At 73.9% G+C, this 25,001-nt stretch carries 24 protein-coding genes and 1 pseudogene; 11 read left to right on the forward strand and 14 right to left on the reverse strand.

Features of this window, described 5'->3' with window-relative positions:
* Nucleotides 1–131 precede the first annotated feature (131 nt).
* A complete protein-coding gene (locus F8568_RS48250) occupies nucleotides 132–530 on the reverse strand; it encodes a transposase (RefSeq protein ID WP_328600949.1) in 399 nt (132 codons plus the stop codon).
* A 644-nt stretch (nucleotides 531–1,174) separates the two neighbouring features.
* On the opposite strand from F8568_RS48250, the gene F8568_RS17880 reads away from it, so the two are divergent.
* Together F8568_RS17880 and F8568_RS17885 are read left to right on the forward strand one after the other, a co-directional pair.
* Entirely contained in the window at nucleotides 1,175–2,029 is an 855-nt protein-coding gene (locus F8568_RS17880; protein WP_151594695.1) for a class II glutamine amidotransferase, read from the forward strand.
* 67 nt (nucleotides 2,030–2,096) lie between these two features.
* The gene (locus F8568_RS17885) at nucleotides 2,097–2,912 is read left to right on the forward strand and encodes a PIG-L family deacetylase (protein ID WP_151594696.1); all 816 of its coding nucleotides are present in this window, start codon (nucleotides 2,097–2,099) and stop codon (nucleotides 2,910–2,912) included.
* Nucleotides 2,913–2,937: 25 nt separating this feature from the next.
* Here F8568_RS17885 and F8568_RS17890 read toward each other — a convergent pair whose 3' ends face one another.
* The 5 genes from F8568_RS17890 to F8568_RS17910 form a co-directional block, all read right to left on the reverse strand.
* The gene (locus tag F8568_RS17890) at nucleotides 2,938–4,092 is read right to left on the reverse strand and encodes an ARPP-2 domain-containing protein (RefSeq protein ID WP_151594697.1); all 1,155 of its coding nucleotides are present in this window, start codon (nucleotides 4,090–4,092) and stop codon (nucleotides 2,938–2,940) included.
* Nucleotides 4,089–5,531 (reverse strand): hypothetical protein, encoded by a 1,443-nt coding sequence (locus tag F8568_RS17895; RefSeq protein WP_151594698.1) that lies wholly within the window; start codon nucleotides 5,529–5,531, stop codon nucleotides 4,089–4,091. Before F8568_RS17895 ends, F8568_RS17890 begins: the two co-directional genes overlap by 4 nt.
* 178 nt (nucleotides 5,532–5,709) lie before the next feature.
* Nucleotides 5,710–6,099, reverse strand: a complete 390-nt coding sequence (locus tag F8568_RS17900; RefSeq protein ID WP_236008877.1) for a VOC family protein — start codon at nucleotides 6,097–6,099, stop codon at nucleotides 5,710–5,712.
* A gap of 58 nt (nucleotides 6,100–6,157) precedes the next feature.
* The gene (locus tag F8568_RS17905) at nucleotides 6,158–6,832 is read right to left on the reverse strand and encodes a TetR/AcrR family transcriptional regulator (protein WP_151594699.1); all 675 of its coding nucleotides are present in this window, start codon (nucleotides 6,830–6,832) and stop codon (nucleotides 6,158–6,160) included.
* Nucleotides 6,829–8,121 carry an acyl-CoA dehydrogenase family protein gene (locus F8568_RS17910; RefSeq protein ID WP_151594700.1) on the reverse strand — a complete coding sequence of 431 codons (1,293 nt, stop codon included), beginning with the start codon at nucleotides 8,119–8,121 and terminating at the stop codon, nucleotides 6,829–6,831. Before F8568_RS17910 ends, F8568_RS17905 begins: the two co-directional genes overlap by 4 nt.
* 118 nt (nucleotides 8,122–8,239) lie before the next feature.
* On the opposite strand from F8568_RS17910, the gene F8568_RS17915 reads away from it, so the two are divergent.
* Both F8568_RS17915 and F8568_RS17920 read left to right on the forward strand, forming a co-directional pair.
* The gene (locus tag F8568_RS17915; RefSeq protein WP_328600935.1) at nucleotides 8,240–9,304 is read left to right on the forward strand and encodes a phosphotransferase family protein; all 1,065 of its coding nucleotides are present in this window, start codon (nucleotides 8,240–8,242) and stop codon (nucleotides 9,302–9,304) included.
* A gap of 126 nt (nucleotides 9,305–9,430) precedes the next feature.
* Nucleotides 9,431–9,943 (forward strand): GNAT family N-acetyltransferase, encoded by a 513-nt coding sequence (locus F8568_RS17920; protein WP_151594701.1) that lies wholly within the window; start codon nucleotides 9,431–9,433, stop codon nucleotides 9,941–9,943.
* 155 nt (nucleotides 9,944–10,098) lie between these two features.
* Here the strand turns inward: F8568_RS17920 and mctP are convergent, their stop codons facing one another.
* Nucleotides 10,099–11,733 carry a monocarboxylate uptake permease MctP gene (mctP, locus tag F8568_RS17925; RefSeq protein ID WP_151594702.1) on the reverse strand — a complete coding sequence of 545 codons (1,635 nt, stop codon included), beginning with the start codon at nucleotides 11,731–11,733 and terminating at the stop codon, nucleotides 10,099–10,101.
* Nucleotides 11,730–11,915, reverse strand: a complete 186-nt coding sequence (locus tag F8568_RS50435; RefSeq protein ID WP_202125103.1) for a DUF3311 domain-containing protein — start codon at nucleotides 11,913–11,915, stop codon at nucleotides 11,730–11,732. Before F8568_RS50435 ends, mctP begins: the two co-directional genes overlap by 4 nt.
* Nucleotides 11,916–12,166: 251 nt before the next feature.
* On the opposite strand from F8568_RS50435, the gene F8568_RS17935 reads away from it, so the two are divergent.
* The gene (locus tag F8568_RS17935) at nucleotides 12,167–13,141 is read left to right on the forward strand and encodes a TIGR03621 family F420-dependent LLM class oxidoreductase (protein ID WP_151594704.1); all 975 of its coding nucleotides are present in this window, start codon (nucleotides 12,167–12,169) and stop codon (nucleotides 13,139–13,141) included.
* A 6-nt stretch (nucleotides 13,142–13,147) separates the two neighbouring features.
* Here the strand turns inward: F8568_RS17935 and F8568_RS17940 are convergent, their stop codons facing one another.
* From F8568_RS17940 to F8568_RS17950, 3 genes are read right to left on the reverse strand one after another with little or no spacing between them, the layout of a single operon-like run.
* Nucleotides 13,148–14,680, reverse strand: a complete 1,533-nt coding sequence (locus F8568_RS17940) for a sugar ABC transporter ATP-binding protein (RefSeq protein ID WP_151594705.1) — start codon at nucleotides 14,678–14,680, stop codon at nucleotides 13,148–13,150.
* A 1-nt stretch (nucleotide 14,681) separates the two neighbouring features.
* Entirely contained in the window at nucleotides 14,682–15,755 is a 1,074-nt protein-coding gene (locus F8568_RS17945; protein WP_151594706.1) for a sugar ABC transporter substrate-binding protein, read from the reverse strand.
* Nucleotides 15,752–16,816 (reverse strand): ABC transporter permease, encoded by a 1,065-nt coding sequence (locus F8568_RS17950; RefSeq protein WP_151594707.1) that lies wholly within the window; start codon nucleotides 16,814–16,816, stop codon nucleotides 15,752–15,754. The genes F8568_RS17945 and F8568_RS17950 overlap by 4 nt, the downstream gene beginning before the upstream one ends.
* A gap of 102 nt (nucleotides 16,817–16,918) precedes the next feature.
* Here F8568_RS17950 and F8568_RS17955 point away from each other — a divergent pair, with 102 nt between their 5' ends.
* The 3 genes from F8568_RS17955 to F8568_RS17965 are packed head-to-tail and all read left to right on the forward strand — an operon-like array spanning nucleotide 16,919 to nucleotide 20,235.
* Nucleotides 16,919–17,674 carry an SDR family NAD(P)-dependent oxidoreductase gene (locus tag F8568_RS17955; protein ID WP_151594708.1) on the forward strand — a complete coding sequence of 252 codons (756 nt, stop codon included), beginning with the start codon at nucleotides 16,919–16,921 and terminating at the stop codon, nucleotides 17,672–17,674.
* A 27-nt stretch (nucleotides 17,675–17,701) separates the two neighbouring features.
* A complete protein-coding gene (locus tag F8568_RS17960; protein WP_151594709.1) occupies nucleotides 17,702–19,369 on the forward strand; it encodes a thiamine pyrophosphate-binding protein in 1,668 nt (555 codons plus the stop codon).
* 53 nt (nucleotides 19,370–19,422) lie between these two features.
* Entirely contained in the window at nucleotides 19,423–20,235 is an 813-nt protein-coding gene (locus tag F8568_RS17965; RefSeq protein WP_151594710.1) for an IclR family transcriptional regulator, read from the forward strand.
* Here the strand turns inward: F8568_RS17965 and F8568_RS17970 are convergent.
* Nucleotides 20,226–21,239, reverse strand: a complete 1,014-nt coding sequence (locus F8568_RS17970) for a glutamine amidotransferase (protein ID WP_151594711.1) — start codon at nucleotides 21,237–21,239, stop codon at nucleotides 20,226–20,228. The two genes, F8568_RS17965 and F8568_RS17970, sit on opposite strands and share 10 nt — an antisense overlap.
* A 160-nt stretch (nucleotides 21,240–21,399) precedes the next feature.
* Nucleotides 21,400–21,891, reverse strand: a pseudogene (locus F8568_RS51050) (BtpA/SgcQ family protein); the annotation flags it as partial.
* A gap of 144 nt (nucleotides 21,892–22,035) precedes the next feature.
* On the opposite strand from F8568_RS51050, the gene F8568_RS17980 reads away from it, so the two are divergent.
* From F8568_RS17980 to F8568_RS46845, 3 genes are read left to right on the forward strand one after another with little or no spacing between them, the layout of a single operon-like run.
* The gene (locus F8568_RS17980; RefSeq protein ID WP_151594712.1) at nucleotides 22,036–23,055 is read left to right on the forward strand and encodes a LacI family DNA-binding transcriptional regulator; all 1,020 of its coding nucleotides are present in this window, start codon (nucleotides 22,036–22,038) and stop codon (nucleotides 23,053–23,055) included.
* 43 nt (nucleotides 23,056–23,098) lie between these two features.
* Nucleotides 23,099–23,377 (forward strand): hypothetical protein, encoded by a 279-nt coding sequence (locus F8568_RS46840; RefSeq protein ID WP_202125138.1) that lies wholly within the window; start codon nucleotides 23,099–23,101, stop codon nucleotides 23,375–23,377.
* A gap of 31 nt (nucleotides 23,378–23,408) precedes the next feature.
* On the forward strand, nucleotides 23,409–24,056 hold the full coding sequence (locus F8568_RS46845; protein WP_328600950.1) for a peptidase dimerization domain-containing protein: 648 nt from the start codon (nucleotides 23,409–23,411) through the stop codon (nucleotides 24,054–24,056).
* Between the two features lie 162 nt (nucleotides 24,057–24,218).
* Here F8568_RS46845 and F8568_RS17990 read toward each other — a convergent pair whose 3' ends face one another.
* Nucleotides 24,219–24,881, reverse strand: coding sequence for an RlpA-like double-psi beta-barrel domain-containing protein (locus tag F8568_RS17990; RefSeq protein WP_328600936.1), 663 nt, complete (start codon nucleotides 24,879–24,881; stop codon nucleotides 24,219–24,221).
* Nucleotides 24,882–25,001 lie beyond the last annotated feature (120 nt).

Here is a 25,001-nt window from a genome sequence, read left to right on the forward strand (position 1 = left end):
TGGATGCACTTTGTCAACTACTCGGCCTTTCTAAACCGAGCTTGTTGGCTCGGTCCGGTGAGGCTTGGTTTATGCTCCCGGCTGTCCTCTACGGTGGGGCGGTCACGGGGCACATCGCCGGTCCCCGGTGCTCAGATGGGGGCCGGTTGGGGCATGTTGACGAATACCCACGCCGAGCGTGCGCGGTCGCGCACGTTGACCCCGGCGACGACGTCGGCGGGCCCAGCGAGACCGCACCGGCGACAATAGAAGGTGTCCCGCGAAGGCCGGTTGGCCTTGGCGGTGTGGCCGCAGCGCGGGCAGCGCTGCGAGGTGTAGGCCGGGTCCACCTCGATGAACGGCACGCCGGCGCGGCGGGCCTTGTAGGCGATGAACGCGCCGAGCTGGTGGAACGGCCAGGACGACAGTCGTGCTCGCTGGTCGCGTCGAACCGTGACCCGCTCGCGGATGCCCTGCAGGTGTTCCAGGGCGATGCCGCGTTCGGTGCGTTGGGCGACAGCAACGACCGCCTTGGAAATCCGGTGGTTGATTGCGTGGCGTGCCGCGACTCACGGCGTGCACGTTTCTTGAGGAGCTGCTTGGCCGAGCGTGTCCGCTTGGCTTGGATCTCGGCTTTCTTGCGGGCCTGCCAGCGGCGGTAGCGGTCCAGCCGCCGCCCGGAGTGGTTGTCGCCGTCGCTGGTGGTGGCCAGGTTGGCGATGCCCCGGTCCACCCCGATCCAGTCCCGCGGCTCATACTGCTCGGCTTCGCCGATCTCGCAGGTGGCGACCAGGAACCACTTCCCGTCCCGGCGGACGAGGTCGGATTCGCCCTTGCGGTGTTCGGTGAGCTGCTTGAGCGCTGCCGCCGAACAGGCGAAGCGGACGGCTTTCAGGCGCCCGTCCATGGTCCAGATGGACACGGTCTGGGCGTCGTAGTTCCACGACAGACACCGGTCGTCGTAGGTGTGCGCCGCGTCCGGATACCCGGTTGGCGCAGTGGTTGACAGTGCGCAGGGTGCGCTCAAGCGCCGACGCTTGCGCGGCGTCGGGGGTGAGCTTGACCTGCACCACGATCTTCACGTCCGTGATCGTGGCATTACCCTTTGTTACCGTGGGGTGCAGGTAGGGGAAGATGACCGATCCCTGACCCGCCGCGGCCGGTTCGGCCCCGGCGGCGCGGGCACCGTGCAGGCATGTGCCGACTCTTCGGGATGACGAGCGGCGGGCCGCGCGTGCACGCCACGTTCTGGCTGCTGGACGCCTCCGACAGCCTGGCGTCGCAGAGCCGCCGGATGCCCGACGGGACGGGGCTCGGCTGGTTCTCGCTCGGCGAGGAGCCGGTCCGCGACCGGGCGCCCATCGCCGCGTTCAGGGACGCCGACTTCAACGCCGAGGCCCGCGACCTGGTCTCGCACACGTTCATGTCGCACGTCCGGTACGCCTCGACGGGGCGGCCGGACGTGCACAACTCCCATCCGTTCGTGATGGACGACCGGCTGTTCGCGCACAACGGCATGGTCCGGGGCCTGGACGTGATCCGGTCCTGGCTCTCCGCCGTGGACCGCGCGCGGGTCCGCGGGCAGACCGACTCCGAGCTCGTGTTCGCCTACGTCACGGCGGAGATCCGGCGGCACGGCGACACCACCGCCGGGCTGATCGCCGCGGTCCGGCGGATCGCCGCCGAGGTGCCGGTGTACGCGCTCAACGTGCTGCTCGCCGAGCCGGGGCGGCTGTGGGCGCTGCGCTACCCCGGCACCCACGAGCTGTGGGTGCTGAAGCAGGAGCTCGGCGAGGAGGAGACGCCCTGCCGCCTGGAGGCCGGCCGGGAGCCCGGGCGGGTGCACGTGTCGGCGCACCGCGAGCCGGCGCCCGCGCACATCGTGGCCAGCGAGCGGATGGACGCCGCGCCCGGCTGGCGCCTCCTCGACCCCGGCGAGCTGCTCGTCGTCGACGGCGCGGTCGCGACCTCGCTGTTCCCGTTCGACCCGCCGGCCCGCCCGATGTCCGTCGACGATCTCTCGGTGACCGAGGCCACGTCGCAGACGTGATCTGCTTCACCCGCGGCCACGTAGGGTTGATCGGGTCGGACGAGCGCCCACGAGGAGTCGCGGAGCAATGGAGCACGAACTCACCTTGATGGCGGTCCACGCCCACCCGGACGACGAGGTCCTCAGCACCGGCGGGCTGCTCGCGCGCTGCGCCGCCGAGGGGATCCGGACCGTGCTGGTCACCTGCACCAACGGCGAGCAGGGCGACGACTCGGGCGGCGTGAAGCCGGGCGAGCCGGGCCACGACGCGGAGGGGGTCGCGCGGCGGCGGCTGGCCGAGGTGCGCGAGTCCGCCGGGATCCTCGCGGTCGAGCACCTGGAGCTGCTCGGCTACCGCGACTCCGGCATGGAGGGCTGGTCCACCAACGACGACCCGCGGGCGTTCGCGAACGTGCCGCTGGAGGAGTCCGCCGGGCGGCTGGGTGAGCTGATGGAGCGGTACAGGCCGCAGGTCGTCGTCACCTACGACGAGAACGGCGGCTACGGGCACCCCGACCACATTCAGGCGCACCGCATCGCCGTCGCGGCCACCGAGAAGACCGGCATCCCCGACAAGCTGTACTACACGGCGATCCCCCGGTCCGGCATCGCGCAGATGTTCGAGGTCGCGAAGTCGGCCGGCGTGGACCTCGGCTTCGAGCCGCCGGACGACTTCGGCGTCCCGGACGAAATGATCACCAGCGTGGTGGACGTCGCGCCCTACGCGGCCCGCAAGGTCAAGGCGCTGGAGGCGCACGCGAGCCAGGGCGAGAACATCTTCTTCCTGCGGCTGCCCGAGGAGGTCCAGCACATGGCCTTCTCGAGCGAGACGTTCATCCGGCACTTCAACCGCGTCGACGCCGCCCCCGACCACGAGGACGACCTGTTCGCGGGCCTGCGCTGAGGGCGCGGTCCGCCGGAGGCGGGGCTCAGGCGGGCGCGGCGCGCCTCGCCTGGGCCCTGTAGTGGTCGAGGACGTCCTGCCGCAGCAGGTGGCCGAAGCCCGCCCGCTCCAGCCGCAGCGCCAGCGCCGCCTCGCCGATGCCGAGGGCGGCGGCCGTCGCGTCCAGCCGCCACTGGTGCGCGGCGAGGCGCGTCAGCAGGTGGCCGCGGCGCACCTGCGAGTCCGAGAGGCGGTACGTCTTCAGGTAGGCGATCCGGCCGTCCGCGTCGGTGATCGTCTCGCCGATGTGGTTCTCCTTGCGCAGCCCGAACGACGGCAGGAACCGCGACAGCTCGAACCCGTGCAGGTGCTGCACGACCTGGCGTGAGCCGTCCTCGTCGAACAGGTCGCCGGCCATGACCTCGTCGTGGAAGGCGGCCCATTCCTCCCGGCGGCGCGCCGCGGCGGCGCGCAGGTCGCCGATCGAGGCGATCCCGGCGCCGTCGATCCCCGCCGACAGGTCGCCGGCCGGGGCGCCGAGCAGCCCGTAGGTGTAGATCAGCTCGCCGAACAGGTCCTCGACCAGGGTCGCGTGCAGGGCGCGGTAGTCGTCCGGGTGCGGCGTGACGAACGCGCTGGCCAGCGCGTCGCCCACGTAGACGAGCACGCCGCACTGCCCGGGATGGATCTCGAAGATCCGCAGCGCGTCCTCCAGTCCGTGGACGTGCAGCCCGAGGTAGCTCTCCTCGCAGCGCGGCGACAGGCCGCGCGCCACCGCCCGCCGCGACCACTCCTCCCAGAGGATCTCCGGGCCGCCGAAGTGCAGCGCGAGGTAGCCCTCGACGGCCAGGTGCAGGGGCAGGAACCGGAGCCGGTCCCTGCCGGCCTTGCGCGCCATGCGCCGGGTGACCCGGACGGGCACGCGCGGCGACGCGACCGCCGTGTCCTGCTCCAGCAGCCGGGTCCCGTAGGAGGCCGCCGGCGCCTGGTCGCCGTCGTTCCACGTCGCGACGAACGCGTGCGGGACGAACGAGACATAGGCGGTCCCGTCGCCGACGTCGACGGCCGACACCGGCTCCTCGTAGGCCTTCCGGTGCAGCCGCAGGTGCGGGACGGGCTCGTCGCGCACGAGCGGGACGAGCCGCACCGACCCCCAGACCTGTGCGGGCGCGGTCCGCAGTCCTGCCAGTTCGAAGCTCATGGGCGCTCCCCCAGGAACCGGGCGGTGCGGTCGTCCAGGTGGGCGCGCAGGCCCGCCAGGCCGACCTGCCGCTCCGCGAAGCGGGCCAGCTCGACGAGCGTCGGCAGGTCCTCGGCGTCGCGGACGCCCGCGGTCGGCACGGTCGGCGACAGCCGGCGCACGTCGAAGTCGTCCGCGTCGTACACCGGGTTGAGGTGGGCGATCAGGACGCGCTGCCCGGGCGCCGACCGGTGCCCGGGGTCCAGGCGCGTCCGCCAGATCCGCAGGACGTCGGCGGCGAGGCCGGGCGGCGCGTTGTCGAAGCCGTCGGAGACGATGATGAGCCGGTCGGGCCGCGTCTCCAGCGCGTCGATGATCCGCTCCCCCAGCGGCGTCGGGCCGAACGGGTAGGCGAGCAGCCCGTCGGTGCGGCCCGACGTCCACAGCGGCGTGTAGTCCCTGGCGAGCGCCTCCAGCAGGTAGTGCGCGGCGAGCGCGACCGCGAGCGGCCGGCGGCGCTTCTGCCCGGAGCCGGTCGAGGAGAAACTGTCGTCCAGCACCGCCGCGACGCGGCCCCACGAGCCGCGCGCCGCGCCGGCGACGCGCCGGGCGGCGGTCCGCAGCGCCTCGGTCAGCTCGGCGCGGCGCGCGGCGCGGTCGTCGAGCGTGAGCGCGAGCACGTAGGACGCGAGCCGGGTCAGCGGCATCGCGGTCAGGTCCGCCGCCACGGCCCCGGCGCCGGCCTCGCGCGCGTTCTCCTGCAGGCGCAGCCGCTCCAGCCGGGTCATGCGGGGCGCGATGCGCTCGAGGAACACCTCGCGCGGGACGCGGTGCTTGGCCGCGAACCCTTCCGCGACGGTGTAGGGCAGCTCGTACAGCGCGCCCTTCTCGTAGTGCGCGCGCCGCCACTGCTCCAGGATCGGCGTCTCGTAGGACTTCGCCGCGAGCGGGTCGAACAGGAAGCCGCGGAGCTCGCCGCCGGGCTGGACGTGCGCGTGCCGGACGGCGGTCTTGACGCCGTTGCGGTACTTGACGGCGTCGAACGCGGGGTCCGCGCGGGCCTGCAGCCAGTCGCGGATGATCGCGCGGGTGCGCCGGTTGTTGACCTTCAGCCGGCGCAGCTCGCGGAACAGCCGGTACACCCGCTGCCGCGGCATCAGCTCCAGCCGCCGCGCGATCAGCCGGCCCTCCAGGCGGCGCCGCTCGGCGTCCGCGTCGGCCGAGCGCACCAGCAGGTTCCGGATGATGATCGCGGCGTTGTGGTCGTTGACGTCGAGCGCGAGCGCCGCGGCGTACACCTCCCGGTAGTTCTCCAGCGTGTAGTCGTGCAGGAACTCCAGGGAGAGGCGCTGGTCACCGGGGGCGTGGTGGAACTCCCGCTGGCCGGTGGAGGTGATCGCGGCGTTGACGAACATCAGCGCGTCCTCGCAGGCGATCAGGTCCGCGAACGTCTCGCTCATCGTGATCCAACATCGGCCGGGGGCTGGGCCCAGGAACGGGGGTGCCGGCCGGGGAAGGGGAGCGCGAGCAGCGAATCATCGCTTTACAGGGCGGGTTCCGGAAGTCGCACCGAAGTCCCGCGGCCGGCCCCCGCACCGTAGCACCGGGGTGCAGGGGCGGTCGCGGCCATTTCCGGCGTCAGGGGCGGTAGGTGCCGAAGTACCACTCGTTGCCGTCCAGGTCGCGGGCGGCGTAGTCGCGCGAGCCGTAGTCGGTGTCGGCGAGTTCGCGGAAGATCTCGGCGCCGGCGGCCTTCGCGCGGTCGTGGTGGGCGTCCGGGTCGTCGACCGCCACGTACACCGCCGCCTTGACCCGCACGCCGGCGCCGAACATGAAGAGCCCGGTGTCGTACCCCATCTCGGCGTGGACGATCTTGCCGGAGTCGTCCCGGTACACGTTGTGCGGGACGAACCCGAACGCCTTCTCCAGCCACTCCATCGACGTGTCCGGGTCGGCGGTGGCGATCAGCGGGTAGAAGGTCCGGCGGATCTCGCTGGTCATGTCGTCCTCCTCGGTCGTCGGTGACATGCCCAGTCTCCGCCGCTTCTCTCCCGCGGGTCTTGGACGGATGGGAGGTCGGGCGGGGTCAGCGGCGGGCGGCGTCGCGCTCGTCGGCGAGCCGGCGGGTCTCCGCGGAGACCGGGGCGCCGAGGATCGCGGCGACGACGTCGATCAGGTAGCTGGTGAACAGCCGGTCGTCGGTGCGCGGCCCCGAGCGCGCGCGGCGGGCCAGCTCCGTCGAGGCGTAGAGGATCGCGGTGAACCGGCGGTGCAGCCGCGCCGCGTCCTCCTCCAGGACGGGTTCCACGAGGTCCCGCCACCGGCACAGGCTGTCGCTCTTCGGCTGCTGGGCCGCTCCCCCGCCCGCGGCGTCCGGCGGGTCGTCGGGGACGGCGAGCGGGAGCAGCGGGCGCGGCCGGTTCACCACGTCCGCCCAGATCTGCAGGAACGCGCGGCCGGACGCGTCGCCGAGGCGGGCCGCCATGGGCCGGACGAGCGCGGCGGCGAGCGCGCGCCCGCCCGTCCGGCCGTCGGCCTCGTAGGCGTCGAGCAGGGCGTGCCGGCGCGCCTCGATCTCCGGGGCGTGCCGGGCGAAGATCGCGCGCACGATCCCCGCCCGGTCGCCGAAGTGGTACTGCACGGCCGTGGCGTTGCGGGCGCCGGCGGCCTGCACGATCTCGCGCAGGCTGACGGCGTCGATCCCGCGCTCGGCGTAGAGCCGCTCGGCCGCGTCCAGCAGCCGCTCCCGCGTGTCGTTCATTCGTTACCTATAGCGTGTTCCAGCGCGTCGGCGAAGCGGGCGCGTGCCTCCTCGCGCCGGGTCGGCAGGTGGCCGGACGGCCACAGGCCCTCGACGGGCTCGACGTCGCGCAGCAGCTGCCGCGCCACGGTGATCTTGTGGACCTCGGTGGGGCCGTCGGCGATGGCCATCGCCTGCGCGCCCATCATCATGGCGGCGAACGGCATCTCGTTCGACACGCCGAGGGCGCCGTGCAGGTGCATCGCGCGCTGCGCGACGTCGTGGTACACCTTCGGCATCGCGGCCTTGACGGCGGCGATGTCCTTGCGGACCTTCTTGTAGTCCTTGTGCTTGTCGATCAGCCAGGCGGTGCGCAGCACGAGCAGCCGGAACTGCTCGATCTCGATCCAGCTGTCGGCGATCTTCTCCTGGGTCATCTGCAGCTTGGCGAGCGGCCCGAACCGGGTCCGCCGGGACACCGCGCGCTCGCACATCATGTCGAACGCCTTGCGGACCTGCGCGATCGTGCGCATGGCGTGGTGGATGCGGCCGCCGCCGAGTCGGGTCTGCGCGATGACGAACGCGCCGCCCTCGTCGCCGAGCAGGTTCTCGGCCGGGACGCGGACGTTCTCGTAGCGCAGGTAGCCGTGCGAGCCCTCGCGCTCGCCGCCGACGCCGACGTTGCGGACGGTGGTCAGCCCGGGCGCGTCGGCCGGGACGATGAACATCGACATGCCCTCGTAGGCGGACACGTCGGGGTTCGACACCGCCATGACGATCAGGAACTCGGCGTGCCGCGCGTTGGAGGAGAACCACTTCTCGCCGTTGATGACCCAGCCGTCGCCGTCGCGGACGGCGCGGGTGGTGAACAGGGTCGGGTCGGCGCCGCCGTGCGGCTCGGTCATCGAGTAGGACGAGGAGATCTCGCCGTCCAGCAGCGGGCGCAGGTAGCGCTCCTTCTGCGCGGGCGTGCCGAAATGGGCGATGATCTCGGCGTTGCCGGAGTCGGGCGCCTGGCAGCCGAACACCGACGGCGCCCACCGGGACCGTCCGAGGATCTCGTTCAGCAGCGCCAGCTTCACCTGCCCGTAGCCCTGGCCGCCGAGTTCGGGGCCGAGGTGGCACGCCCACAGGCCCTTCTCGCGGACCTGGTCCTGCAAGGGCCGGACCATCGTCTTGTAGCGGGGGTCGGACTTGTCGTAGGGGTCGCCGAGCACCAGGTCGAGGGGTTCGACCTCGTCGCGGACGAAGGCGTCCGCCCAGTCGAGAAGTTCCTGGTAGGCGGGGTCGGTCTCGAAGTCCCAGGCCATGGCGGGCCTCCTGCGGTCGGGTGCGCTCTGCTCCGTGAATAATCGGGCCATCTCAATGAATAATGCAAGTGCATGACTGTTACTCTCCGGTAGACCGCCGTACCGGAAGGGAACCGCCGTGCAGCCTGAGCAGATCGACCCCGCGCTCGTGGACTTCGCCGTCCTGGCCGCGTGGATGGACGGGCAGGGCCTGCCGGGCGGCCCGTTCGAGCAGGTCGAGCCGCTCACCGGCGGGACGCAGAACACGCTGGTCCGCTTCCGCCGCGGCGGCCGGGACTACGTGCTGCGGCGCGGGCCCGCGCACCTGCGCGCCCGCACCAACGACGTGCTGCGCCGCGAGGCGCGCGTGCTCGCGGCGCTCGACGGCACCGACGTGCCCGCGCCCCGCGTGATCGCCGCCTGCCCGGACGAGTCGGTCATGAACGGCGCCGTGTTCTACCTGATGACGCCCGTCGAGGGCTTCAACGCCTCGGTGGCCCTGCCCGACCTGCACGCCGGCGACGCGTCCGTGCGGCACGCGATGGGCCTGAACGCGGCCCGCGCGCTGTCCGCGCTGGGCGCGGTCGACCACGAGGCGGCCGGGCTGTCGGACTTCGGCAAGCCGGAGGGCTTCCTGGAGCGGCAGGTGAGCCGCTGGCTCACCGAACTCGAGTCCTACAGCGCGCTGGACGGCTACCCCGGGCCGGAGATCCCGGGCCTGGACGACGTGGCGCGCTGGCTGGAGGAGCGCCGTCCCGCGACCTGGCGGCCCGGCATCCTGCACGGCGACTACCACCTGGCCAACCTGATGTACTCCTTCGACGGCCCCGAGGTCGCAGCGATCGTCGACTGGGAGATGTGCACGATCGGCGACCCGCTGCTCGACCTCGGCTGGCTGCTGGCGACCTGGCCGCAGCACGGCGACGAGAGCGCGCAGCTCGCCGGGCCGCTCGGCGCGGCCGGGGGCCTGCCGGCGACCGGCGAGCTCGTCGCCGCCTACGCCGAGCGCGCGGACGCCGTCGCCGGCCGCGACCTGTCGTCGATCACGTGGTACGCGGTGCTCGCCTGCTTCAAGCTCGGCATCGTCCTGGAGGGCACGCACGCGCGGGCGTTCGCGGGCAAGGCGCCGAAGGAGACCGGCGACCTGCTGCACGCCATCACGCTGGGGCTGTTCCGCCGCGCGCAGGCCTTCATCGCCTCCTGAGCCCCTCGCCGGCCGCTTCCACATCTCCCGTCCGCGGCCCGTCCGGCGGGATCAGCGAGCGGACCCGCCCGCTCGCGGCGGAGCGGTGCCGCGCTGATGCGATGATCAAGGGTGGGAGGTGGCGCGATGGAGATCCGCAGCGGCGGGCCGGACGACGTGCCCGCGGTCATGGCGATGCTGGACGGCGCCGTCGCCTGGCTGGCGAGCAACGGGCGGACGGGCCAGTGGGGCGCCGAGCCGTGGTCGCGCGACCCGCGCCGGGTCGAGCGCATCACCGGCATCGCCCGCGACGACGAGATCCTGGTCGCGGAGGCGGCCGGCCGCCCCGCCGGGGTCATGGCCGTCGCGCCCCGCCCGCCGTCCTACGTGGGCGCGGCCGACGAGCCGGAGCTGTACATCACGCTGCTGGTCACCGACCGGGCGTTCGCCGGCCGGGGCGTCGGCGCCGCGCTGATCGGCGAGGCGAGACGGCTGGCGCGGGCGCGCGGCGCCGGGCTGCTGCGCGTCGACTGCTACGGCGGCGGCGACGGGCGGCTCGTCGGGTACTACCGGAGCCAGGGGTTCGCGACGGTCGCCGAGTTCAAGGTGGGCGACTGGCCCGGGCAGGTGCTGGCCCAGCGCGTCGACGCGGCGGGCTGAGCCCCGCCCGCCTTGCGGATCGCGGCGGGCGGGGCGCAGTCTGGAAGGGACCGGTGGGATCGGGGCAGTCGGTGACGCCCTTACGCCGCACGGACGGCGACCGAGCCGCTCGCCCCGTCCCACCGGTCTGCGCCGTCCATTGGCCGGGCCGCGCCTCAGGCGGACCGGCCGGTGAGCTCGCCCGCCGGGTCCCCCGGCGCGGCGAGCCTGTCGCCCGCGTCGGCGGTGTAGTCGTCGGCGCTCGTCTCGTCCTGCCCGGCCGGCACCTTCAGCGCCCGCACGACGGCCGTGACCACGACCGCGACGACCATGTTGAGCACGAACGCGGTCAGCGCGATGTACCCGGTGTGGCCGATGAACGGGATGTCTGCGAGCGGCGAACCGAAGTGGCTCTGCGTCGGCGACGCCTGGTCGTAGGCGGTGTACGTGCCGTACGCCATGCCCGCAGCCCAGCCGGCCAGCAGGCCCCAGCGGTCCAGCCACCGCGTGTACAGGCCGATGCCGATCGCGGGGAACGTCTGCACCACCCAGATGCCGCCGAGCAGCTGCAGGTTGATCGCCAGCGACTTGTCGAAGCCGAGCACGAACACCAGCGCGCCCAGCTTCACCAGCAGCGACACCAGCTGCGACACCCGCGTCTCCTCCTCCGGCGAGGCGTCCGGCCGGATGAAGGAGGTGTAGACGTTGCGGGTGAACAGGTTGGACGCGGCGATCGACATGATCGCGGCGGGCACCAGCGCGCCGACCCCGATGGCGGCGAACGCGACGCCGGTGAACCAGTCCGGGAACACCTGGTCGAACAGCTCCGGCACCGCCAGTTGCGGGTTGCCGGCCTGTTTGACGGCGGCGACCACGCCCGGGTGGGCAAGCGCCATGTAGCCGAGCAGCGCGAGCAGCCCGAGCAGCAGCGAGTACGCGGGCAGCAGCGCCGCGTTCCGCCGGATCACGTCGCGGCGCCCGGCGGCGAGCGCGCCGGTCACACTGTGCGGGTAGATGAACAGCGCGAGCGACGAGCCGAGCGCCAGCGTCCCGTACGCCCAGTGCGTCATGTCACTGGTGAACAACGACCCGGCGGGCTTGCCCGTCGCCGGGTTCGGCTTGGCGAGCGCGGCGGCGGACTTGTCGAAGATGCCGTCCCAGCCGCCGAGCTTGGTCGGGATGTAGACGATCGCGACGATGATGACCATGTAGATCAGCGCGTCCTTGACGAACGAGATCAGCGCCGGCGCCCGCAGCCCCGAGGTGTAGGTGTAGGCGGCCAGCAGCGCGAACGCGATGAACAGCGGCAGGTCCTTCGCCCAGCCGGACCCGGACACGCCCATCACCGTCAGGACGGCCTGGATGCCGACGAGCTGCAGCGCGATGTACGGCATCATCGCCAGGATCCCGGTGAGCGCGACGGCGAGGCCGAGCGACCGCGAGCCGTACCGGCCGCGCACGAAGTCGGCGGCGGTCACGTACCCGTGCCGCTGCGCGACCGACCACAGCCGCGGGCCGATCAGGAACACGATCGGGTAGGCGATCGCGCCGTACGGCACCGACCAGAAGCCCATCGCGCCTCCGGCGAACACCGCGGAGGGCACGGCGACGAACGTGTAGGCGCTGTAGAGGTCGCCGCCGAGCAGGAACCATGTGATGAACGTGCCGAAGCTGCGGCCGCCGAGGCCCCACTCGTCCAGGTGCATGATGGTCTGGCCGCGGCGCCAGCGCGCGGCCGCGAAGCCGACCACGGTCACCACCGCGAAGAAGACGATGAAGATGGTCAGCTCGACGCCGTTGACGTCCTTCACTTCGCCGCACCCCGCTTCCGGGTCAGCAGGTGGGCGCCGCCGATGCACACGGCGGTGAGCACCACCCACAGCAGCTGCCACCAGTAGAAGAACGGGAAGCCCGCCAGGTGCGGGCCGTCCTTGGCGTACGTCGGCACGGCCAGGTAGACGGCGAACGGGACCACCAGCAGGACGCCCGCCACCACCTTCCGCGCGAGGGACGCGCTAGGCGAGGCAGGGGGCGAAGGGGCCGGGGGCGTAGGGGCGGGGGACGTTTCACTCACGGGCTGACCTCCGGGGCCGGGGGAACGAGCGGCCAGGGCGACTCTCGCCCCCGGCAATATTGCGATCTTCGAACCGCGGACACCAGCCCCGGGGCCATTTGTTGACCAAGTCGAGCCCTCTGCCGTTTTCCTGCCAGCGCGACCGCCCGCGGGCGCGGCATGCTCGGCCCATGGACGACAGCCGCGAGGATCAGGCCGGCACCGGACGGGACCGCCGCGCGTTCCGGTTCGGCGTGGTCGGCGAATCGGTGCGCTCCGGCGCGGAACTGCTCGCGACGGCGCGGCGTGCCGAGGACCTCGGGTACTCCACGCTGATCCTGCGCGACCACTTCGTGGCCGAGCCGTTCGGCGACCAGCTCGCCCCGATGGTCGCGCTGGCGTCGGCCGCCGCCGCGACGAGCGCGCTGCGGGTCGGCACGATGGTGCTCTGCAACGACTACCGGCACCCGGTGATGCTCGCCAAGGAGGCCGCGACGCTCGACCACCTGTCCGGCGGGCGCTTCGAACTGGGCCTCGGCGCGGGCTGGCTCCGCGAGGAGTACGCGGCGGCGGGGATGGCGTTCGACGCCGCGGCGGCGCGGGTCGGCCGCCTGGAGGAGTCGCTGCGGATCCTGCGGAGCCTGCTGTCCGGCGACCGGACCTCCTTCGCCGGCGAGCACTACCGGATCGACGGCCTGACGGTGTTCCCGCCTCCGGAGCGCCGCCCGCGCCTGGTGGTCGGCGCGGGCAGCCGGCGGATGCTCGGCATCGCGGGGCGGCTCGCCGACACCGTCGGCATCCTGCCCCGCGCCCTTCCCGACGGGACGATCTCCGAGGAGATCACCGAGCGGCTCCCGGAGACGATCGAGCGCAAGGCCGGCTGGGTCCGGGAGGCCGCCGCGGGCCGCGACGTGGAGCTGAGCATGCTGGTCACGCCCGCGTTCGGCGCCGACCCGCGGCGCGCCGCCGCGAAGGTCGCGGTCACCCGCGGGTGGGGCACCGCGGCCACGGACCTGGTGCTGGAGATGCCGTCGCAGTTCGTCGGGCCGCCCGAGCACATCGCCGAGCAGATGCTCGCCCGCCGCGACCGCTACGGCTTCACCTACTACCAGGTGCCCGACACGGTGATGGACGCGTTCGCGCCCGTCATCGCACACCTGGCCTGACGCGCGTCAGCGCGCCGAGCCGGCGAAGCCCGCGTTCATGGCGAGGCTGAGCGCGGGCTCGGTGAGCCGCCCGCCGGCCAGCGACCCGACGACGCGCCCGCGCTGGAACACCACCACCCGGTGGCAGAGCTCGACCAGCTCGGCGAGGTCCGACGACGCGATCAGCACCGCCTTCCCCTCGGCGGCCAGCCCGCGGACGATGCCGTGCAGCTCGGCGCGGGCGCCGACGTCGACGCCGCGCGTCGGGTCGTCCAGCGCCAGGACGGACGGGGCGGCGTCCAGCCACTTGGCGAGGACGACCTTCTGCTGGTTGCCGCCCGACAGGTCGCCCGCACCGGCGCGCACGTCGCCGCGGACCCGCAGCCGCTCCAGGTGAGCGCGCGCCCGGCCGACGAGGCGGGAGCGGCGCGGCAGGAACCCGCCGCGCCCCTGCCCGAGCCAGCTCACCGCCGTGACGTTCTCCCACAGCGCCTTGTCGAGCATCAGCCCGCGACCCTTGCGGTCGCCGGAGACGAACGCGACGCCCGAGGTGACGGCGTGCCGCGCCGAGCGGGGCGCCCGCCCGCCCGGCAGCCACACCGACCCCGACGACGGCCGGGCGCGTCCGCACACCGCGTCCAGGACGGCGAGGTGGCCGGCGCCCTGGAGCCCGGCCAGCCCGACGATCTCCCCGCCCGCCGCCGTCAGCGAGACGTCCCGCAGCCGGCCGGGGACGGTGACGCCGGTGAGGGAGACCGCCGCACCGCCGGGGCGGTGCGGGGCGGCGGCGGGCTCCGCTCCGGCCCGTGCGCCGGGCTCCGCTTCGGACGGCGCGCCGGGCGTCGCGGCGGGTCCGGCGGCGGGCCGACCGAGCATCGCGCCGACCAGGGAGTCCAGGCTGACGTCCGCGGCGTCGGCGCCCGCCAGCACGACCCGCCCGTCGCGCAGCACCGTCACCCGGTCCGCGATCCGCATGACCTCCTCGAGGAAGTGCGAGATGAACAGTACGGCGAGGCCCCGTGCGGCGAGCCGCCTGATGACGCCGGCGAGCCGGACGGCGGCGTCGCGGGGCAGCGCGGACGTCGGCTCGTCCAGGATGAGCACGCGGGGCTCCAGCAGCAGCGCCCGGCAGATCTCCAGCAGCTGCCGGTCGGCGAGCGGCAGCTCACCGGCTCTGGCGTGCGGCGGCGGGTCGATGCCCAGCCCGGCCAGGACGGGCCCGGCGAGCCGCCGCATCTCGCGGGTGCTGACCAGCCCGCCGTAGGGGAAGAGGTTCTCCAGCACGGTCAGGTCGTCGTAGGTCATCAGCTCCTGCGAGACGATCGCGACGCCCTGCGCGGCGGCCTGGCGGGCGCCGGCGAACCGGACCGGGGCGCCGTCCAGCTCCAGCGCGCCGCCCTCGGGCCGCACCGCCCCGGAGACGATCTTCACGAGGGTGGACTTGCCCGCGCCGTTCTCGCCGACGAGCGCGTGCACCTCCCCCGCGTCCAGGGTGATGCCGACCCCGTCCAGCGCGGTGACGCCGCCGTAGTGCTTGACCAGGCCGGAGGCGACCAGCATGTCAGCGGGCCTCCTTGAGCGGCCTGATGCTCGCGTTCGGGTCCGCAAGCAGCTTGTCCAGCTGCGGCTTGTACCAGGCGTAGGCGTTCTGCACCGACCGCTGCCGCTGGAGGATCTCGTCGATGTTGCCGGAGTCCATCACCAGGCCGGGCGTCTTGAACCAGCCCGACGGCAGCTTGCCCTTGCCGTCGCGGACCGCCTTGATGAGCACTGCGGTCGCGATGTAGCCCTTGAGGTAGTGCTCGGGGTCGATGCCGGCGAAGTTGACGCCGCGCTTGATGGCGTCCAGGGTCTTCGGGTCGACGTCGAACCCGGCGGTCAGGTACCGGCCGTGCCGCTGCTCCTTCAGCCGGGCGAGGTTGTAGCTGTCGGCGTCGCCGACGCCGAGGAACGCCAGCGCGTCGGGGTGCGCGTTCACCTGCGCCTGCCAGGCGCCGTAGCTCTGCGCCGGGTCGCTGTAGGTCTGGAACGGGCCGAGGACGCGGATGCCCGGCGCCTGCCGCGCGAGGGTGTCCTTGATGCCCTTCGCGCGGCTGTCGAGGACGGGCGTCCCCGGGTTCGGGACGCCGATGACGACCGTGCCCTTGGCGTCCGTGCCGAGCTTGTTCACCGTCGCCTGCGCGAGCAGCGCGCCGAGCTCGTAGTTGTCGTTGCCGACGTAGAAGCCGACCTTGCTGCCGTCGGTGGGCGCGGTGTCCAGCGCGACGATCGGGATGCCCTTCGCGACGGCCTGCGCCGCCGGCCGGGTGAAGATCGGCGGGTCGAGGTTCTCCAGCACGATCCCGTCCGGATGGGTGACGGTGAGGTTCTGGAACAGCTGCTGCTCGGCGGGCCCGTCGGTGTTCGGCGGGCCGACGACCTTGAAGTCGACGTTCCCGGCCCGCCTGGACGCCTCGGTCGCGCCCTCGTACATCTCGCGGGCGAAGTTGAGGCTGTAGTTGGCGACGGCGATGCCCATCTTCAGCCGGCCGCTCTTGCCGCCCGAGCCGCCGTCGCCGCAGGACGCGGTGGTCAGGGCGGCGGCGAGCAGCAGCGCGGCGGCCGCGGCGAGGGGCCCGCGGGGACGCGGGGTCATGGGTTCCTCCCAGGTGAGCGCAGGTCACGGACGGCGCGCAGGTCACGGACGTCGCGAACGCGGCGCAGCAGCGGCGCGGCGCCGACGGCGACGAGGATCACGCCCCCGGTCGCGAACGTCGTCCAGTTGATGGGGACCTCGAAGAACACCAGCGCCGCGGTGACGGCGCCGAGGATGAGGGTGCCCGCCGCGGCGCCGAGGACGGAGCCGCTGCCGCCCTTCAGCGGGGTGCCGCCGATGATGGCCGCGGCGATGGCGGTGAGCTCGTAGCCCTGCCCGATCGTGGGGTCGCCCGCGATGAAGAACGCCAGCGCCAGCACCGCGGCGAGGCCCGCCATCAGCCCCGACAGCGCCAGCGCCGCGATCCGGGTGCGGGCGACGGGCAGCCCGCCGAACTCGGCGGCCTCGGGGTTGGAGCCGATCGCCCGGACCCGCGCGCCGAACCTCGTCCGGGTGAACAGCACGGTCAGCACCGCGACGGCGAGCACGAACACCCACACCGCGTCGGGCACGCCGAGCAGCTCGCCGCCGCCGAGGACGCGGAACAGCGCGTCGTCCTGCGGAAGGTCGGTGATCTGCCTTCCCTCGGCGAGCGCCAGGCCGACGCCGCGCAGCAGCATCGCGGTGGCGAGCGTGACGATGAACGACGGCAGCCGCAGGTACGTCGTCACCGCCCCGTTGAGCGCGCCGACCAGCGCCGACAGCGCCAGCACGGCCAGCGCCGCGAGCCAGGTGTTCCAGCCGTCGCGGATCAGCAGCGCGCCGGCGACGACGCCCATCGCGTACATCCCGCCGACCGACAGGTCGACCTCCCGCATGGCGAGGGCGAACACCATGCCGAGCGCCATCAGCCCGACGTAGACGGAGTTGTGCGCGGTCGTGAGCAGGTTGCCGGTGCGCAGGAAGTCGGGCTGGAAGAGCCCGACGCCGAGCACCAGCGCGATCAGCACGCCGACGACGCCTGCCTCGTCGGGGACCGCGCGGCGCGTCCGCCGCCGGGGCGCGGCGCCGCCGTCCCCGTTCGCCGGCGGCGCGTCGGCCGAGGGCTGTGGAACTGACATGCGGCGAGCATGTGACCGGCCGCCCGCGACGACAAGGACGCCGTTTCAATGGGTGAAAACGGCGCCTTGTCGGCGCCGCCGCGGTGGCGCACGCTGCCGTCCATGACCGAGACGCCGTCCTTGAACGGAACGCAGCGGGTCGCCCTCGTCACCGGAGCCGCGGGCGGCCTCGGCCGGGAGTTCGCCGTCGCGCTCGCCGCGCGCGGCCATCGGGTCGCGGGACTCGATCTGGCCGACATGTCGGGCACCGCGGAGCGCATCCCGGACGGCCGCTTCCTCCCGGTCCGCTCGGACGTGACCGATCCGGACGAGGTCGGGGGGGCGGTGGAGGAGGCCGTCGCGCGGTTCGGCGGGCTGCACATCGTGGTCAACAACGCCGGGATCTACCCGCCGATCGCGTTCGGGAAGACGACGCTGGAGGACTGGCGCCGGATCATGCGGGTGAACCTGGACGGCCCGTTCCTGGTGTCGCGCGCCGCGCTCCCCCATCTGCGCGCGGCGGGGTGGGGCCGGATCGTCAACATCGTGTCGGCCGTGGTGTTCCTCGGCCCTCCCGAACTGGTCGCCTACACCACCTCCAAGGCGGGACTGGTCGGCTTCACACGCGCGCTGGCGAGCGCGGTGGGCGGCGACGGGATCACCGTGAACGCGATCGCGCCCGGGCTCACCCGCACCGCGACCGCGGCGCGGACGACGGGCGCGGACGGCGGCTTCGACCGGGTCCGGGCCCTGCAGGCGGTCCCGGCGACCGCGGAGCCGCGCGACCTGCTGTCGACGCTGCTGTACGTGGTCGACGAGGGCAGCGGGTTCCTCACCGGGCAGACGATCAACGTCGACGGCGGCTCCGCGAAGCACTGACGGGGCGGGCGGACGGGAAGGCGGGACATGAGGCCGATCGAGGCGCTGCTGGAGATCGCCCGCGACGAGGGCGTCACGCGGATCTTCGGCAATCCCGGCACGACCGAGCTGCCGCTGATGGACGCGCTGGTGCGGGCGCCCGATCTGCGGTACGTGCTGGGCCTGCAGGAGGCGTCGGTGGTCGCGATGGCGGACGGGTACGCCCGCGCCGCGCGGCGCACGTCGATGGTCAGCCTGCACGTCGCGGCGGGCGTCGCCAACGGGCTGATCGGGATGCTGAACGCGCTGCGGTCGCGGACGCCGATGGTGGTCGTCGCGGGGCAGCAGGACCGCCGGCACCTCGTCCAGGACCCGATGCTGTCGGGCGACCTCGTCGGGCTCGCGTCGGCGGCGGCCAAGGGCGCGGTCGAGGTGCAGCACGCCCGGGACCTGCCGATCGTGCTGCGGCGCGCGTTCGCGCTGGCGGCGCGGCCACCGGCGGGCCCGGTGCTGGTGGCGGTCCCGATGGACCTGCTGGAGGAGGACCGCGACGTCGCCGTCCCGGCCCGCTCCCCCGTGACCGGCCCCGGACCGGCGGACGTCGCGGACGCGGCGGCGCTGCTCGCGGCGGCGCGGCGTCCGGTCGTGGTCGCCGGTGACGGGGTGGGCCGGGCCGGTGCCGTCGCGGAGCTGGTCGCGGTCGCCGAGCGGCTCGGCGCGGCGGTGCACCACCAGCCGATGAACGACGGCGTGGACTTCCCCACCGGCCACCCGCTGTACGCGGGGATGCTGCCGCCGCGCAACGCGGTGATCCGGGAGGCGCTCGCCGCGCACGACGCGGCGCTGATCGCCGGATGCCACGCGTTCATGCCGCACCACTACACGCCCGGGCCGGCGGTCCCGGACGGCCTCGCGATCGTGCAGATCGACGAGGACCCGGCCGAGCTCGGCCGCAACTTCGCCGTCCGGCACGGCCTGACCGGCGACCTCGCCGGGACGCTGTCCGCGCTCGCCGCCGCGCTGGACGGGCGCGTGCCGTCCGCGAGGGAGCGGCTCGAACGGCTCGCCGCCGCGCACGCGCGGGCCCGCGCGGAGACCGAGGAGCGGGCGCGCGCCGCCTACGGCCCGGCGCCGATGGATCCCGGCGCCGCCGCGCACGCGGTCGCCGCGGGCCTGCCCGGCGAGGCGATCGTGGTCGAGGAGGCGATCACGACCGGGCTGAAGCTGCGCGCGGTGCTGCGGCAGGACCGGCCCGGCTCGTACGTGCACACGGTCGGCGGCGGGCTCGGCTGGGGCATCGGCGCCGCCGTCGGCACCCGGATGGCGGCCGGCGACCGGCCGGTGGTCGCGGTCCTCGGCGACGGCTGCGCGATGTTCGGCGTCCAGGGGCTGTGGAGCGCCGCCCGGTACCGGGTGCCGGTCGCGTTCGTCGTGATGAGCAACGGCGAGTACCGCACCCTCAAGGAGACCCTCGACGAGAGCGGCGGCGCGTCCGCCGAGCACGGCCGCTACGTCGGTATGGACCTGGCCCCTCCGGCGCTGGACTGGCAGGCCGCGGCGCGGCTGTTCGGCATCGCCTCGCTGCGCGCCGGGTCGGCCGCCGAACTGGCGGAGGCGGTCGCGTCGGCGAAGGACCTGGAGGCGCCGCTGCTGATCGAGGCCCCGCTCGCCGGGCACACCCCCTCGTCCGCCGGCCGGCCTCCGGGCGCCCGGTGAGCGGCGGGCCGCGGCCCCTTGCCGGGACGCGCGATCACGGTGACGATCGGGGCATGGACGCGCGCGCCCGCGGAGCGGAGCCGGAGCCGGAACCGCCGCGGTCGGTGCTGGCGCGCGGGCTCAGCCTGCTGGACGCCTTCGGCTCCGCCGACACCGAGCTGACGCTGACCGAGCTGGCCGCCCGCACCGGGCTGCCGAAGCCGACCGCGCACCGGCTGCTGGCCGAGCTGGTGCGGTGGGGCGGCGTCGAGCGGACCGCGGCCGGCTACCGGCTGAGCATGCGGCTGTTCGTGCTCGGCCAGCGGGCGCCGAGCCCGCGCGGATTCCGCGAGGCCGCGCTGCCCCACATGGAGGACCTGTACGAGGCGACGCACGAGAACATCCACCTCGCCGTCCTGGACGGCGTCGACACGCTGTTCCTGGAGAAGGTGAGCGGCCGCCGGTCGATGCCGATCATCTCCCGGGTCGGCGGCCGGCTGCCCGCCTACTGCACCGCGACCGGCAAGCTGTTCCTCGCGCTCGGGCCGCAGGAGCGGCTGGACCGGGTGCTGGACGCCGGCCTCGTCCGGCACACCCCGCACACGATCGTGATGCCGGGGCTGCTGCGCCGCGAGCTGGCCCGCACCGCCGACCGCGGCTACGCGGTGAACCGGGAGGAGTCGGAGGCGGGGGTGTCCGCCGTCGCCGCGCCGATCCTCGACCGCCGCCGCCGGGTGATCGCCGCCCTGTCCATCACCGGCAACGTGTGCCGGCTGGACCTGGACCGCCTCGCCCCGGCCGTCCGGACCGCCGCGCTGTCGCTGTCGCGCGAGCTCGCCCGCGACGGCACGAGCCCGCTGCCGCACCCGGTCCGGCGTCAGGCGTAGACGGCGTCGTGGAAGGCGATCTCCGCCTCCAGCATCCCGCCGAACCAGCGGATCAGCAGGTCGTCCGGGACGCTCCCGGGCAGGGCGTCCACCTGGCGGGCGAGCGCGTCCACCCCCTCGCGGAACGCCGCGGTCGCGTGCAGCGCGACCCAGTCCGCTATCGGACCGGACGGCGCGCCGCCCCCCGCGTGGGCGCGCGTGCACCAGGCGAGGTACAGGCTCTCGGCGGCGAAGAGCACCGTCGTCACCGCCCCGTAGCCGCCCTCGCGGGCCGCGGCCAGCGCGAAGTCGGACAGGATCCGGGCGCGCTCGGCGGCGCCCGGCCGCGCCTCGGCGGGCCAGGCCGCGCGGGCGGCGCGGAAGTAGTCCGCCTGCTCGGTGGTCAGCGCGTGGACGGCCCGCGCGTTGCGCTCCATCGCCGTCCAGTCCGGCGCGTCCCACACGGCGAGGCCGTGCAGCCGGGCCGCCGTCGCCACGAACGACGCCTCGATCTCCAGGTAGTCGGCGTAGTCCTGGTCGCCGATGGCGCCCGCGGCGACCTCCTGGACGAAGCGCATGGCCAGCGCCCGTTTCATCGCCTCGGAACAGGCGTCGAGCAGCCGCTGGGAACGCGTCACCGTGCGAGCCACTCGACGAGGCCGCCGAACACGCGGGCGTAGCCGTCCCATTCCCCCGCAGAACGGCTTGGGCGCCCAGTGCGGGGAGCAGTCGGAGGTGAACACCGCGGACCGCCCCTTGCCGTACCCGGCGACGGCGACGAGCGGATCGCCGTTGAGGGTGGCGAGGACCTCGGTGTTCTCCCGGGCGCGGACCCGGTTGTAGCCGAGCAGCGCGGGCCACTCGCCCGCCACCCCGCCGAGCGCGGCGTGGCCGGCGGCGGTGACCTCGGCGTTCGCGCCCGCTGGCAGCTCGACGCGGTCGTCCTCGGGGAGCAGCTCGACCGGCAGCGCCTCGTGCAGCGCCGTGTTGCGGAAGGCGGCCTTGCCTTCGAAGCCGGTGAACACCGGACGTCGGCGCCCATCCGCGCGGCCGCCACCGCCGCGTTCGCCCCCATCCCGCCCTCGCCGCGGCGGACGGCGGTGGCCTGGACGCGGGCGGCATCGCGTGCGCGCCGTGCTTGACGTGCACGTCCGCGAAGATCTTGACGGGGTTCGCGCCGATCCGGCTGCGGTAGCGGGTGGCGTGCGCGGCCTGACCCTCGATGATCCCCTCGTTGGCGACGTAGGCGTTGGCCCACTGGTTGACGCGGACGAAACCGGTGCCGCCCGACCAGGCGGCGGCGATCGAGCACTCGGCGGCGTTCGACAGGACGCTGACGCCGACCCGCCCGGCGGTCGCGTGCCGGACCCGGTCGGTCACGACGGCCATGGCGGCGGCGGTCTTGTAGCCGTGCTCGCCGGGCTTGAGGAACGGGATGTCCCAGTGGTTCTCGACGATCACGCCGTGGGCTCCGCCGTCCAGGTAGGCCCGCGCCTCCTCGATCGCGAACGCGCAGATCTCGTCCAGCGGCGCGCCCTCGTAGTGCGGGCTGCCCGGCAGCGGCGGCAGGTGCACGGCGCCGATGACGACCTTGGGGGTGCCGAACAGCTCCTCGACGGCGTTCGGCTTCGGCGGGAACACGCCCGGTGCCCGCTCGCTCCCCGTCGCCCTCACCATTTCACCTCCTGTGTAATCGATTGCAGTCACGTTGCCCTGCACCGTAGATACGAGATGCACTAGGCGTCAGGGGGGCTATGATCGGACCGGCCATCATCGAACTGCCCAGCATCCGAGCTATCGCCGAGGTGGAGAGGTAAACGATTGCAGCGGGTCACCATCGCCCAGGTCGCCGAGCGCGCCGGGGTCTCCACCGCCACGGTGTCGCGCGTGCTGTCCGGCCGCGGGCCGGTGTCGGCGGGCGTCCAGCGCAAGGTCAGGAAGGCCGCCGACGACCTCGGATACCAGGTCAACTCCATCGCCCGCGCGCTGCGCAACAGCCGCACCGACACCGTCGGCATGGTCGTGCCGAGCATCTCCAACCCGTTCTTCACCTCGCTGGTGGAGAGCGTCGAGCACGCCCTCGGCCGCGAGGGCAAGGAACTGCTGCTCTGCGACGCGCGGTCCGACCCCGAGGTCGAGGCGCGGCGACTGGCCACCCTCGTCGCCCGCAACGTGGACGGCATCATCGTCAGCCCGAGCCACGGCACGCTGAGCGGCGCCGCCGTCCAGCGGACGGCCGGGCGGCTCCCGCTGGTCCAGCTCGACCGGTTCGTCGGCGGCACCAGCACCGACTGGGTCGGCGTCGACGACGTCGCCGCGATGCGCCAGGTCATGGACCACCTGCACGCGGGCGGGGCGCGGTCGGCGGCGTTCGCCGGCTCGCTGCTGACCAACTCCTCCACCGAGCAGCGCTTCGCCGGGTTCCGCCGCCGCTGCGAGGACCTCGGCATCGCCGTGGACCCCGACCGGATCCTGCTCGGCGACTACAGCGTGAAATGGGGCGAGACGGCCGCCGGGCGGCTGATCGCCGCCGGCGACCTGCCCGACGCCATCGTGTGCGCCGACGACCTGATCGCGCTCGGCGTGACCCGCGCCTGCCGGGCGCACGGCGTGGACGTCCCGGGCCGGGTCCAGGTCACCGGGTACGACAACATCGAGTTCTCGCGGCTCAGCGAGCCCGCGCTCACCACCGTCGACCAGCCGCGCGAGCGGATCGCGGCCGAGGCCGTGCGGCTGCTGGCCGCGGCCGCCGGCGAGGCCGGCGGGGACCGCGGGCCGTCGGCGCACATCGCGCTCGTCCCGACCCTGGTCGTCCGGGAGAGCACGCGGGCACGGGCCTGAGGCGTCCCGGCCGCCCGGCCGGGACGGAGAGGGAGGTCAGGAGATGGGCGACGCGCTCGAGCTCGCGCGGCGGCTGGTGCGGATCGACACCCGGGGCGGCGGCGAGCGGCGGGCCGCCGGCGTCGTCGCGGACGTGCTGGACGGCGCGGGGTTCACCGTGCGGGTGGACGAGCCGGTCGAGGGACGGGCGAACGTCGTCGCCCGGCACGGGCCCGACGCGCCGCGCGTCCCGATCACGTTCACCGGGCACCTCGACACCGTGCCCGCCGACGCGTCCGGCTGGTCGTTCGACCCGCTGTGCGGCGGCGTCCATCCGTCCTAGTCCGGCCGCGCTCGCCGCCACGGACCTGCTGATCGTCGCCGAGCCCACCGGGAACCGGACGGTCCTCGGCCACAAGGGCACGCTCTGGCCGAAGGCCACGGCCCGGGGCGTGTCCGCGCACGGATCGCGGCCCGAGCTCGGCCGCAATGCCCTGGCGGCGCTGGCCGCCGCGGCGGTCCGCGTGCACGGGCACGGCGGCTGGCCGGTGAGCGCGACGCACGGGCCCGCGACGGTGAACGTCGGCACCTTCCACTCCGGCGTGCAGCCGAACCTGGTGCCCGACCGCGCCGAGATGCGGCTGGACGTCCGCACCGTCCCGGGGTTCGGCGCGGACGAGGCGGTCGCGGCGATCTCCGATCTGTGCGGCGCGGAGATCGAGCTCGAGCGGCTCGTGGACCTTCCCGGCGTCGCCACCGACCCGGCGGCGCCGGGCATGCCGGAGGTGCTGGAGCTGCTCGCCCCCGGCTCATCGGGGGCCGCGCCGGAGTACGCGACGTACTTCACCGACGCGTCGGTCCTCGCGGGCCTGCTGGGCGGCCCGGACGTGGTCGTCTACGGGCCCGGCGACCCCGAGCAGGCGCACGTGACCGACGAGACGTGCTCGGTGGCGCGCATCGGCGCCGCGGCGGAGGCGCTGTACCGGCTGCTGGCCGCTCGTCCGCAGCGGACCGGGAACTGAGCGGGTGCCGTCCCGCACGTGCGGGAACGCCCCGGCGATCGTACGAATCGCCGGGGCGTCCCCGTTCCATGCGTTCCGGCGCTGCCGGAGAGCCGCTGAGCGGCCGCGTGTGCGGCTCACGGGCCGTCGCTGAGAAGTGGCCCGCGAGTCCCCTCACGGACGTCAGCCCAGAGGCTGCGGTTCGCCCTTGGTGCCCGCGCCGGAGCCCCAGGACAGGACCTCCCACTTGACGCCCTGGAGGTGTCCCTCGCCGGTGCCGGCGTCGTACTTGCTGTCGGGCTTGCCGCCGTCCAGCAGGTAGCGGAAGGTGTAGGTGTCGAGGTCGAGCATGACACCGTCGTGCGAGGGGGCGCCGGGCCCGCGGTCGCCGATGAAGCCGGTGATGCTGCGGCCGTGGTAGGTGACCCTGACCTTGGTGTTCATGGGCCAGCTCGGGCTGGCGAACAGGCCCTTCTGCATCGGCTTGCCGCTCGCCGGGGCGCCGGTGTCGCCGTTGATGCCGGAACCGTCGTCCCAGAAGTAGGACGCGGTGGTCGTGCCGCTGAGGATCGCCTTCGGGCCCGTGTCGGCCTTCTTCGCGGCGTCCTTCGAGGCGGAGGCCTTCGTGTCCGCCTTCTTCGTGTCCGCGGAGGCGGACTTCGAGCTGGACTCGGCCAGGGTCTTGGAGGAGGTGTTCTTCTCGGGTGCCTTCTGCTTCAGCGCGGCCATGTCCTGCTGCTGCGCGAGAAGCCTGTCGGGCTTGGGAGCGGAGTCGTCGTGGCTGGCGGCCGCCACGCCGCCCACCAGCATCCCGGCAAGAGCCGCGCCGGTGACACCGGTCAACACGCGATTGATCGTCCGCTGCTGCATGAAAATCCTTAGTTCGGCGTACAGGGCAGCCGTTCCGGCGCCGGAGCACAGGGAGGATCCGGGCATGCGGAACGGGGTCCGAGACTCGGGACTCGG

This window comes from Actinomadura physcomitrii, assembly GCF_008923205.2.
Taxonomy (GTDB): domain Bacteria; phylum Actinomycetota; class Actinomycetes; order Streptosporangiales; family Streptosporangiaceae; genus Spirillospora; species Spirillospora physcomitrii.

Bases quoted from the DNA above. Each gene is read 5' to 3' on its own strand.
- F8568_RS17955 (WP_151594708.1), top strand. From the start codon at position 16,919: ATGACCGAGACGCCGTCCTTGAACGGAACGCAGCGGGTCGCCCTCGTC.
- F8568_RS17950 (WP_151594707.1), bottom strand. From the start codon at position 16,816: ATGTCAGTTCCACAGCCCTCGGCCGACGCGCCGCCGGCGAACGGGGAC.
- F8568_RS17890 (WP_151594697.1), bottom strand. From the start codon at position 4,092: ATGAGCTTCGAACTGGCAGGACTGCGGACCGCGCCCGCACAGGTCTGG.
- F8568_RS17910 (WP_151594700.1), bottom strand. From the start codon at position 8,121: ATGGCCTGGGACTTCGAGACCGACCCCGCCTACCAGGAACTTCTCGAC.
- F8568_RS17960 (WP_151594709.1), top strand. From the start codon at position 17,702: ATGAGGCCGATCGAGGCGCTGCTGGAGATCGCCCGCGACGAGGGCGTC.
- F8568_RS17895 (WP_151594698.1), bottom strand. From the start codon at position 5,531: ATGAGCGAGACGTTCGCGGACCTGATCGCCTGCGAGGACGCGCTGATG.
- F8568_RS17885 (WP_151594696.1), top strand. From the start codon at position 2,097: ATGGAGCACGAACTCACCTTGATGGCGGTCCACGCCCACCCGGACGAC.
- F8568_RS17900 (WP_236008877.1), bottom strand. From the start codon at position 6,099: ATGTCACCGACGACCGAGGAGGACGACATGACCAGCGAGATCCGCCGG.
- F8568_RS17905 (WP_151594699.1), bottom strand. From the start codon at position 6,832: ATGAACGACACGCGGGAGCGGCTGCTGGACGCGGCCGAGCGGCTCTAC.
- F8568_RS17940 (WP_151594705.1), bottom strand. From the start codon at position 14,680: ATGCTGGTCGCCTCCGGCCTGGTCAAGCACTACGGCGGCGTCACCGCG.
- F8568_RS46840 (WP_202125138.1), top strand. From the start codon at position 23,099: ATGGGCGACGCGCTCGAGCTCGCGCGGCGGCTGGTGCGGATCGACACC.
- F8568_RS17935 (WP_151594704.1), top strand. From the start codon at position 12,167: ATGGACGACAGCCGCGAGGATCAGGCCGGCACCGGACGGGACCGCCGC.
- F8568_RS17945 (WP_151594706.1), bottom strand. From the start codon at position 15,755: ATGACCCCGCGTCCCCGCGGGCCCCTCGCCGCGGCCGCCGCGCTGCTG.
- F8568_RS17920 (WP_151594701.1), top strand. From the start codon at position 9,431: ATGGAGATCCGCAGCGGCGGGCCGGACGACGTGCCCGCGGTCATGGCG.
- F8568_RS17880 (WP_151594695.1), top strand. From the start codon at position 1,175: ATGTGCCGACTCTTCGGGATGACGAGCGGCGGGCCGCGCGTGCACGCC.
- F8568_RS17965 (WP_151594710.1), top strand. From the start codon at position 19,423: ATGGACGCGCGCGCCCGCGGAGCGGAGCCGGAGCCGGAACCGCCGCGG.